Here is a 9,875-nt window from a genome sequence, read left to right as displayed (position 1 = left end):
AGCAACAGCAACAGCAACAGCAACAGCAACAGCAACAGCAACAGCAACAGCAACAGCAACAGCAACAGCAACGGCAACGGCACTAATCTGAGAAGAATAAATTCTAAGCGTGTCTAAGTTGCTAACGCTACATTGCACATTGCTTGCAGATAGCCTCATTCCTAATGTAGGAGCGGTCTTGTGTCGCGATGGGCCGTACAGCGGCCCCCGGCATTTATTGGGTAGATCTCATAGAAAGGGCCAACCTGCGGCGGACCCCTGTAATAAGCTCCCATCCGCCTCCCGCCTCCCGCCTCCCGCCTCCCGCCTCCCGCCCCCCGCCGCTTAGCCAGCAGACACCATGCACGCTTGAACTTCCATCTCCCACTCCGCCTCGAAATATGCAGACATAACTACAGCGAGGCGGCCATGTCGCTTATCCACCCTCAAGCGCGATACAAGCCCTACCAAGATGCAGCAGGCGGTTGGGGGTCGGCGCGTTCTGTCATGAGCATACTCTGGCGTGAACAAGCCTTCACCACGGCACCCATGGCACTGGTCAGACAGAACAAACCCAACGGCTTCGCCTGCGTCAGCTGTGCCTGGGCCAAGCCTGGCAACCCACACGCGCTGGAATTTTGCGAGAACGGCGCCAAGGCCACTGCCTGGGAACTCACCCGCCACCGCACCGGCCCGGAATTCTTCGCCACCCATACCCTGTCAGCGCTGCGCACATGGACCGATTACGCCTTGGAGCAGCAAGGCCGGTTGACCCATCCCATGCGCTACGACCCGACCAGCGATCGCTACCAGGTCACCACCTGGGCAGAGGCATATCAGCAAATCGGCCAACAGCTGCAAGCCCTGACGCCTGACGAAGCGGTGTTCTACGCCTCGGGCAGGGCGTCGTTGGAAGCCTCGTTCATGTACCAGCTGCTCGCCCGTGCCTATGGCACCAACAACCTCCCGGACAGCTCGAACATGTGCCATGAGAGTACATCGGTCGGGCTGCAGGAGAGTATCGGCGTACCCGTCGGCACCGTCACGCTGGAAGACTTCGAACACACCGACTGCATTTTCTTCTTTGGCCAGAACGTGGGCAGCAACAGCCCGCGAATGCTTCACCCGTTGCAGGAAGCGCGCAAGCGCGATGTGCCCATCATCACCTTCAACCCACTGCGTGAGAGGGGGCTCGAGCGCTTCGTCAATCCACAGTCTCCCAGTGAGATGCTGGGGCCTGACTCGACCGTGATCAGCACTCAATATCACCAGGTCAGGGTCGGGGGCGATCTGGCTGCAGTGATGGGGATTATCAAGGCCCTGCTCGCGATGGAGCAACACGCAAATGAGCAGGGCAAGCCGGCCGTTCTGGACCATGCGTTCATCCAGGCGCACACCGATGGGTTGGATGCGCTGCGAGAGGAAGTTCAGGGCCATCAGTGGGCGACCCTGGAACGTCAGTCCGGTCTCGGGCGCGCTGCCATGGAAGCTGCAGCCACCGTCTATGCCCGCAGCAGCAAGGTCATGATCGTCTACGGCATGGGCATGACCCAGCACCGACGCGGTGTCGACAACGTGCAGATGCTGGTCAACCTGTTGCTGTTGCGCGGCAACATTGGCAAGCCTGGCGCAGGCATCTGTCCAGTGCGCGGACACTCGAATGTGCAGGGCCAGCGCACGGTCGGTATCACGGAAGACCCGGGTAAGGTTCCGGCTGAAAAACTGCAAGCGCTGTTTGGCGTGCAGGTCCCGCCGAACAAAGGCATGGCCACGGTGGACTGCTGCCAGGCGCTGGTTGAGGGCAAGGTCAAGGCCTTCATCGGCCTGGGTGGTAATTTCCTGCGGGCGATCCCCGACACCCAGCGCATGGAAGCGGCCTGGCAGACGCTGACGCTGAACGTCCAGGTGGCCACCAAGCTCAATCGCACGCATCTATTCCCAGGTCGACATGGCTGGTTATTGCCCTGCCTGGGGCACATCGAAGCGGATCGTCAGGAGGGGGTGGAGCAGGTCTATACCACCGAGGACAGTACCGGCTGCATCCGCGCCTGGCAGGGCCGCAACGAGCCGGCCAGCGAGCAACTGCGCTCCGAAGTGGCGATCATTGCCGGGTTGGCTGAAGCGACCTTGGGGCAGCGAACTACCATCGACTGGGATGCTTGGCGACACGACTATGCTTTGATTCGCAAAGCGATTAGCCAGGTCTACCCCGAGATATTTCACGACATGGAGGCGCGCATGTGGGAGCACAGCGGCTTCCATAGGCCCTTGCCCGCGGCCAAGCGGGAGTGGCAGACCGCGTCTGGCAAAGCCCAGTTCGTGGCTCCCCAGCGCCTTGATGAGGACGACGATTTGCAGCCCGCTGTCTCGGCGCACGATGTACTGCAATTGATGACGCTGCGCAGCAATGATCAGTTCAACACCACCGTCTATGGCTATGACGACCGTTTCCGCGGCGTAAAAGGTACCCGCAGCGTCGTGTTCCTCAATCGCAGTGATGTGGTTCGGTTGGGCTTGGCTGCAGGCGATTGGGTGCTGCTACGCACCGCTGTCGAGCCAAAGGTGGTGCGAGAAGTGGGTCCTTTGCAGATCATCGCCTATGACATTCCGGAGGGCTGCGCCGGCGCTTACTACCCCGAGTGCAATCCCCTGATCCCGCTGTGGCATCACGCTGAACGAAGCAAGGTGCCCGCCGCCAAATGCGTGCCGGTTACGCTGCGCAAGGTGGAGCCGTCCGCTGATGACCTGAGCAAGGCAGTGCCGGCGCACGATCAGATCAATTGAGCGCTTTGAAGGTTGGGCCATGCAGGGCCTTGCAGGCTATACGTTGATAATCCATTCCATTGTTCGTCCCGAGACGACAGGAGCGCCGTAATGAACAAGCTGCCCGATGACTCCGCGATGGTAGTGCCATTGCCTTTCGAGCCCGGTTTTGAGCAGATTCCCGAGGATGAGGCACAGACCAGCCAGGCGTTGCAGGATACGCTGCGTCAGATCATGGAGATCACCTTCAATGACAATGGTCACGCCAATCGGGGCGTTCATGCCAAAGCACATGGATTATTGCGCGGCACACTGAAGGTGGCGCCGGGGCTGCCTGCGCAGCTCGCTCAGGGAGCCTTCGCCACACCCGGTGAGTTCGATGCCTACCTGCGGTTTTCCACCAACCCAGGTGACATCCTCGACGACAAGGTTTCCACCCCACGGGGGCTGGCGCTCAAAATCGTAGGCGTGCAAGGCCCGCGGTTGCCAGGCAGTGAAGGGCAAGTCACCCAGGACTTTGTCATGCAGAATGCCAAAGCCTTTACCGCGCCAGACCCCAAGGCGTTTCTCAAGACGTTGAAGTTGCTCGCCAAGACCACTGACAAAGCTCCGGGTACCAAAAAGGCATTGTCCGCGGTGCTGCGCGGTGCAGAAAAGGTGGTCGAAGCGTTTGGCGGCGAGAGCGGCACCCTCAAAAGCCTTGGCGGGCATCCTCAAACCCACATTCTTGGCGAAAGCTTCAGCACCGTCGTACCTGTGCTCTATGGCCCTTACTACGCAAAACTTGCGGTAGTGCCCGTGTCGACGGCCTTGACTGCGCTGACCGATCAGGTCGTGGACCTCAAAGATGACACAGACGGGCTGCGCCACGCGGTGGAGGCGTTTTTTGCAAGCCAGGGTGGCGTCTGGGAACTCCGGGTGCAGTTGGCCACCGATCTAGATCAGATGCCGATCGAAGATGCATCCAAGCAGTGGCCCGAAGCGCTTAGCCCTTATGTGAGCGTGGCCACCTTGGAGGTCAAGCCTCAAGCCGCGTGGAGCGAAGAGAATGTGCGCCGTATCGACGACGGCATGGCGTTCAGCCCTTGGCACGGCTTGGCGGCGCACAGGCCGTTGGGCGGCGTGATGCGGGTGCGCAAGCCGGCCTATGAAATGTCGGCAAATTTTCGTGGGCAGCACAATGGTTGCCCAATCCATGAGCCCGGTTTCAAAGGGCCGAGCCTGTAAGTCGAGGAGAGTACGCCATGCAACCAGAAACCGCGGGCACTGAAGAGAAAGGCCCAAGCGATGTGCCGTATATCAACGATCCGTTGAAACCCACTTCCCCTGCGCTCAATGACGCGGATGCTACGGAGGCAGCTGAGGCTGAGATGGATATCGAGGACGACGGCGAATCGCTCTGAGTTCACTGGCGCCGTCGCTTGAGCAGCGGCGGCGCCAGTGTGTAGAGCATCGATGTGTAGGCGATCCGGGTCGTGCGAGGCTAAGCGCGAGCGCTAGGCGAAGCCGTACAGGTCCACGGGGTTATCCCGCAGGATCAGCTGCCGAACCTGGTCATCCGGTGCCCAGTCAAGCAAGGTATCCAGTAATGCGGCATCATCAGGCTTGTTCTGCAGGGACTGGGTGGGGTGCGGCCAATCACTGCCCCATAGCAGGCGTTGAGGGTAGTGTGAGATCAACCTGCGTGCCACCAGGCCCACGTCCTCAAAATGGGGAGCGCCCGTTTTGGAACGCAGGTAGGGACCAGAAAGTTTGACCCAGGTGCGACCTTGTTGCATGAGCCCATCCAGCGCCTTGAAGGCAGGCGACAGAACACCCTCGGGTTGTGGTACGTGCCCCATGTGATCAATGACTACCTTGCCAGGCAGCGCAGCCAGCCGTGGAGCGATATCGGCCAGTAGCGGGCCTGTGGCCAGTTGTACGTGCCAGCCCAACTCATTCACCCGCGCCGCGAGCAGCTCGATGCCGTCGAGCGCTTGCCCACCGGTGCTGAGGTTGAAGCGAATGCCCCGCACGCCTGCCCCGTGCAAGCGAGCAAGCTCCTCATCGCTGACGGTGCTGGCGACGACGGCTATGCCCCGTGCATCTGTACCGCTGCGGGCCAGTCCCTCGAGCATCACACGGTTGTCCGTACCGTAGGTCGAAGGCGTGACGATGACCATGCGGCGCAGGCCCAGTCGGCGTTGCAATTGGCGGTAGTCGTCCAAAGACGCGTCCGGCGGCAACAAGGTAGCACCCGGTGCCGCTGGGACGCGGCTGTCGTAAAGGTGCATGTGGCAGTCCACGCTGCCGGAAGGCGGGACCAGACGCGGACGGTCTTCACCCTGACTGTACGGGACGCTGGCCGCAGCGCCCATTGCACCCAGGACACTCAGGCTACCGGTCGCCTGAAGAAATCTTCGACGTGATAAAGCCATTACAGCCTCTATTTTGTTGTGTTTTGACTTGGCACCGGTTTCACCGGCTCCACGGCACGTCGTGCGTGCCATGGACGCCAATCGAACGCCAAGCGGCTTCTACTTGGTAGCCAACGTTCCTGCGGCCTGCGCCTGTTCCACCTGACGCTTGCGGCCAATGACCAACACCATGACCCCGGCCAGCGTGCACAGCGCCGCAAGTGGCATCAGCGCCAGGGCATAGCTGCCCGTGGCGTCATGGATGGCGCCGTACACGTTGACCATCAAGCCACCTCCGATCAGGTTGGCCATGGCGCCGACCGCAGCCAGCCCAGCCGCTGCAGTGGAGGAGGACAACCAGCCCGACACCAGTGCCCAGAACGGGCCTTTCATGGAGTAGGCCCCCACCAGCACCATGGTCAGCATCACCACCGTGGCCGGCAGCGACGAGGTGAACAGGGTCATCAGCAGGCCGGCCGCAATCAGCAACATGGTCATCGCGGTGTGCCAGCGACGTTCACCGGTGCGGTCGGAGCTGCGACCCCAAATGACCATCAGGATCGAGGCAACGCCGTACGGAATAGCGTTCACCAGCCCGATCTCCATGGAACTCAGGCCGAACGTCTTGAGCAGTTGTGGCGCCCAGACGCTCATGGTGCTGCCGGCCGCCGAGGCGCCCGAGTAGATCAGCGCAAGCACCCAGATGTCCTTGTGGCGCAGCAGCTTCCACAGCGAGATATGACCGATGGTGGTCTTCCGCGCTCGTTCCTCGGCCAGCCGCCCGGTGAGCCAGCCGCGTTGCTCGTCGTTCAGCCATTTGGCCTGTTCAGGCCGATCGGTGAGTACGAACAGACAGGCGATACCCAGCAGCACCGCCGGGATGCCCTCGAGGATGAACAGCCAATGCCAGCCGCGCATGCCCAACCAGCCGTCCAGGCTCAAGAGCAGCCCCGAAATTGGCGAGCCGATGAAGTTGGCGGCGGGAATGGCGACCATGAACAGCGCCACCATGCGCGCGCGATACGCCGACGGCAGCCAGTAGGTGAGGTAGAGCAACACCCCAGGGAAGAACCCGGCCTCGGCTGCGCCCAGCAGAAAGCGCATCACATACAGCGAGTTGGCGCCTTGCACGAAGGCGGTACCGGCGGAGATGAGCCCCCAGGTGATCATGATGCGCGCGATCCAGATGCGCGCACCGTAGCGCTGCATGGCCAGGTTGCTGGGTACTTCCACCAGAAAGTAGGCGAAGAAGAACAAGCTGCTGGCGAAACCGAAGACCTTGGCTGACAACTCCAGGTCCTGGTTCATTTGCAACGATGCCATGCCGATGTTGCCGCGATCGATGATCGCGATCAGGTAGCAGATGATCAGAAAGGGCAGTAGGCGCCAGGCAACACGGCGCATGGTGGCGCGTTCGAGCTCGCTGGGCGGGGTTGAGGCTGGTTTCATGGTGCTCTCCAATTGTTTTTTTTCTGGAGTTACGCAGTGGTCCGTGCCGCCGGACCAGCCGGCGCAGGTGCAATCAGTTATCGATCAGGTGACGGTTCACCACACAGCGCGGGTCCAGCGCCTTGCCGTCCCAGGCATCGAGGACTTGCTGCAGGGCAACCAGGCCTACGCGGTCCCGGGCTTCGCTGGTGTTGGCCCCGATGTGAGGTGTGGCGACCAGGGTTGGCAGGCCCCACAGCGGACTGTCGGCCGGAGGCGGTTCGGGGTGGAAGGTGTCCAGGCCGGCACCCCCGATACGCCGTTCGCTCAACGCATGCACCAGTGCATCGGTATCGACCAGCTCGCCACGTGCGGTATTGATCAAGATGGCGCCGGGACGCATGCGCTCAAGTTGCTGGGCGCCGATGAGGTTGCGGTTGGTGTCCGTGAGCGGGCAATGCAGGCTGATGATATCGCTATCGGCCAGCAAGCGATCGAAATCCTCTTCGCGCTCGAGGTGGTCACGCACGGGCAGTTGCCGTAGGTAAGGGTCGTAAACCTTGACCTTCATGCGCAGCGGCGCCACCAAGTCCATCAGGATCGCGCCAATCGAGCCAAGGCCGACCAAGCCCAGGGTCTTGCCCGCCAATTCCATACCGTTGGCAGTGGCCTTGTCCCAGTGGCCTTCGCGCATGCGCGCATCGAGTAAGGCGGTCTGGCGCGCGACGCTGAATATCAACGCAAAAGCGTGCTCGGCCACTGATTGGGCGTTGGCCCCAACGGCGATGGAGACAGGAATACCACGGTCGGCGGCGGCCTGGATGTCGATGGTGTTGTAGCCAACCCCATGCTTGGCCACCACCTTCAATGCGCTGGAGGCGTCGATCATGGCGCGGGTTAGGCTGCCTTGGCGCACGATGATGCCATCGGGTTGCTCTGCGCGAATGATCGCTTCGAGCTCTTGCTCGGGCAGATAGGGCGTGGTGGGGATAACGCGGATGGCGTGTTGTTCGGCCAGGCGCATCGCTTGGTCGGCCAGCGCCGGACCTGTCAGCAGAAGGGTACGGGACATCGTCGATACCTTGTTTTTGTTCAAGACGGTAGGACTGCACTGAGTGCTTTCACCAATAACCTAGCATAATGAAACGACGTTGCAACAACAGTTTTATCGTCAACTAAATTCCGTAATTAGCGTCATTTAAAATCCTTGAAATGCGTTTAATGAAATGCCATTCTGAAATGGCGTTCTGGTTTACCTGGGGCGCGCCCAATAAATCCAAGAGAGGAAGGTCACATGAGCATTGGTTTCCAGGTGCTTGAACGCACGCGCAAAATCGGTGATGAATGGGTATCGCGCTACCGTGAGGTGCCGGTGGCCAACGTCAGCGATTCGATGAATCGCATGACGGCCGGTGGTGCGCGTTTGCGTCCCATGCACCGGGAAGGTGTGCTGTGCGGCGCGGCGCTGACAGTCAAGGCCCGCCCTGGTGACAACCTGATGCTGCACTACGCCATCGACATCGCCGAGCCAGGGGATGTGATCGTGGTCGATGCTGGCGGCGACCTGACCAATGCACTGATCGGCGAGATGATGGTGGCGTACGCTGTAAAGCGTGGTGTAGCCGGCATCGTCATCAACGGTGCAATCCGCGATGCCGGAAGCATCAAGGCCGGTGACTTCCCCCTTTTCGCTGCCGGTGTTTCCCACCGCGGCCCTTACAAGGACGGACCGGGTGAGATCAATGTGCCAATCGCCATCGATGGCATGGTGATCGAACCTGGGGACCTGATCATCGGTGACGATGACGGCTTGCTGTGCGTACCCTATGCCCATGTCGCAGAGGTTTACCAACGCGCCACGGCCAAGCACGCTGCCGAAACGGCGCAAATGGAACATATCGCTCAAGGTACCAATGACCGCACCTGGGTCCTGGAATCCTTGAAAAAGAAAGGCTGCCTGCTGCCAGGCTGAGGATCGACCCGCACGTGGTACGAGCAAGATCCTTCAATGGCGGCGGCTTCTCACCTGAGGACTTGCTCACTTGTCAGACCTGACGCCGCCCCCTCGTACCCGTTGGCCCTCTGCGGTACGCGCATTGGGCCACCGCAACTTCCAGGTTTACTTCGCAGGCCAGGGTGTTTCCACCCTGGGCAAGTGGGTCCAGCAAGTCGCGCTGTCCTGGCTGGCCTATCACCTGACCGGTTCAGCCGTATTGCTGGGGCTGATCACCTTCCTTTCCCTCGCCCCGCAACTGGTCATTGGCCCTCTGGCAGGCGCCTGGATCGATCGCCATGACAAGCGCCGATTGCTGATCGTCGTCCAGTCGATACTGGTGGTGCAGTCAGCCGTGCTTGGGCTGGCCACCTGGGCGCATTGGGTAGATGGCCCTTTCATCGCCGCCATGGCGTTGCTGCTGGGCTTGCTCAACGCCGTCGAAACGCCACTGCGCCAAGCCTTGATTGCTTCTTTCGTGGATGACCCGGCCGACCTGCCCAATGCGCTGGTGCTAAACGCGATGCTCATCAACGCGGCCCGCTTCGTCGGCCCGCCATTGGCCGGTGGCTTGATTGCCGTGGCAGGGGAGGCGGCGTGCTTTGCCTTGACCGCCGTTGCTTTCACCGCCTTGCTCGTTGGGTTGCTGAAGGTGCAAGCCAAAGCCAGCCCTCGGGCTACAGGTTCCACCGCCCAGGTGTTCCGTGAGGGCCTCGCTTATCTATGGCGCGAGCAAGGCGTCAGGCAATTGCTGTTCAACGTCATCATGGTCAACCTCCTGGCATCCTGCTATGCAGCGCTCCTGCCGATCCTGGCCAAGAGTGTGTATGCCGGTGACGCACGGGTGCTGGGCTGGCTTTGGGGCGCGGCGGGCGCGGGCGCGTTCGTGGCCACGCTGGTGCTGGCGGTGGGCGGAGCCTTGCCTCGCCTTCGCCAGTTCATCGAAATGGGCGCAGGGCTTTGCGCCCTGGCACTACTGGGGTTGTGCTGGGCAGGTCAGTTGCAGCTGGCATTGTTTGCCCTGGTGGTGCTGGGTTTCGGCATCACGCTGAGCAACGTGAGCACCAACATGCAGCTGCAGAGCCAAGCGCCAGGCCATTTGCGCGGACGTGTCATTGCGTTCTACATCGCCATGCGCTTCGGCTTCGAGGCACTGGGCGGAATGGCCGCCGGGCTGCTGGCTGCTCGGGTTGGCGCCCCGGCTACCTTGGGTGCAGCCGGGGCAGTGTTGCTGTTGGGTGTGGCGGGGACTTGTGCATGGCGCAACCGTCGGGCTGCATAAACGCGCCGGGCTGGCCTGCTGTTGGCAGGCCAGC

The 9,875-nt window shown here is 61.4% G+C and carries 8 protein-coding genes; 5 read left to right on the top strand and 3 right to left on the bottom strand.

The genetic code is table 11. The features are described 5' to 3' along the window. Window positions 1-408 precede the first annotated feature (408 nt). The 3 genes from ACF8GB_RS11505 to ACF8GB_RS11495 all read left to right on the top strand — a co-directional run bounded on the left by ACF8GB_RS11505 (window position 409) and on the right by ACF8GB_RS11495 (window position 4,145). Window positions 409-2,763: an FdhF/YdeP family oxidoreductase gene (locus tag ACF8GB_RS11505; RefSeq protein WP_392527052.1), complete on the top strand. Its 2,355-nt coding sequence runs from the start codon at window positions 409-411 to the stop codon at window positions 2,761-2,763. A 90-nt stretch (window positions 2,764-2,853) separates the two neighbouring features. Then, a complete protein-coding gene (locus tag ACF8GB_RS11500) occupies window positions 2,854-3,969 on the top strand; it encodes a catalase family protein (RefSeq protein WP_078478706.1) in 1,116 nt (371 codons plus the stop codon). Window positions 3,970-3,986: 17 nt separating this feature from the next. Further along, window positions 3,987-4,145, top strand: a complete 159-nt coding sequence (locus ACF8GB_RS11495; RefSeq protein WP_165919269.1) for a hypothetical protein — start codon at window positions 3,987-3,989, stop codon at window positions 4,143-4,145. Between the two features lie 93 nt (window positions 4,146-4,238). On the opposite strand, the gene ACF8GB_RS11490 is transcribed toward ACF8GB_RS11495, so the two are convergent. From ACF8GB_RS11490 to ACF8GB_RS11480, 3 genes are all read right to left on the bottom strand, one after another. Next, window positions 4,239-5,159: an amidohydrolase gene (locus ACF8GB_RS11490; protein WP_058639371.1), complete on the bottom strand. Its 921-nt coding sequence runs from the start codon at window positions 5,157-5,159 to the stop codon at window positions 4,239-4,241. 99 nt (window positions 5,160-5,258) lie between these two features. Beyond that, window positions 5,259-6,587, bottom strand: a complete 1,329-nt coding sequence (locus ACF8GB_RS11485) for an MFS transporter (protein ID WP_145254598.1) — start codon at window positions 6,585-6,587, stop codon at window positions 5,259-5,261. Window positions 6,588-6,660: 73 nt separating this feature from the next. Then, window positions 6,661-7,638 carry a hydroxyacid dehydrogenase gene (locus ACF8GB_RS11480; RefSeq protein ID WP_392527051.1) on the bottom strand — a complete coding sequence of 326 codons (978 nt, stop codon included), beginning with the start codon at window positions 7,636-7,638 and terminating at the stop codon, window positions 6,661-6,663. 222 nt (window positions 7,639-7,860) lie between these two features. On the opposite strand from ACF8GB_RS11480, the gene ACF8GB_RS11475 reads away from it, so the two are divergent. Together ACF8GB_RS11475 and ACF8GB_RS11470 are read left to right on the top strand one after the other, a co-directional pair. Then, window positions 7,861-8,538, top strand: coding sequence for an RraA family protein (locus ACF8GB_RS11475; RefSeq protein ID WP_100851348.1), 678 nt, complete (start codon window positions 7,861-7,863; stop codon window positions 8,536-8,538). 70 nt (window positions 8,539-8,608) lie between these two features. Beyond that, complete coding sequence (locus ACF8GB_RS11470) at window positions 8,609-9,841, top strand: MFS transporter (protein WP_392527049.1); 1,233 nt, start codon at window positions 8,609-8,611, stop codon at window positions 9,839-9,841. The last annotated feature ends 34 nt before the right edge of the window (window positions 9,842-9,875 follow it).

Source organism: Pseudomonas sp. xss_4, from assembly GCF_043104125.1.
Lineage (GTDB): Bacteria > Pseudomonadota > Gammaproteobacteria > Pseudomonadales > Pseudomonadaceae > Aquipseudomonas > Aquipseudomonas parafulva_B.
This window is presented reverse-complemented; position numbering and strand designations above follow the sequence as displayed.

Bases quoted from the DNA above. Each gene is read 5' to 3' on its own strand.
- ACF8GB_RS11505 (WP_392527052.1), top strand. From the start codon at position 409: ATGTCGCTTATCCACCCTCAAGCGCGATACAAGCCCTACCAAGATGCA.
- ACF8GB_RS11500 (WP_078478706.1), top strand. From the start codon at position 2,854: ATGAACAAGCTGCCCGATGACTCCGCGATGGTAGTGCCATTGCCTTTC.
- ACF8GB_RS11495 (WP_165919269.1), top strand. From the start codon at position 3,987: ATGCAACCAGAAACCGCGGGCACTGAAGAGAAAGGCCCAAGCGATGTG.
- ACF8GB_RS11490 (WP_058639371.1), bottom strand. From the start codon at position 5,159: ATGGCTTTATCACGTCGAAGATTTCTTCAGGCGACCGGTAGCCTGAGT.
- ACF8GB_RS11485 (WP_145254598.1), bottom strand. From the start codon at position 6,587: ATGAAACCAGCCTCAACCCCGCCCAGCGAGCTCGAACGCGCCACCATG.
- ACF8GB_RS11480 (WP_392527051.1), bottom strand. From the start codon at position 7,638: ATGTCCCGTACCCTTCTGCTGACAGGTCCGGCGCTGGCCGACCAAGCG.
- ACF8GB_RS11475 (WP_100851348.1), top strand. From the start codon at position 7,861: ATGAGCATTGGTTTCCAGGTGCTTGAACGCACGCGCAAAATCGGTGAT.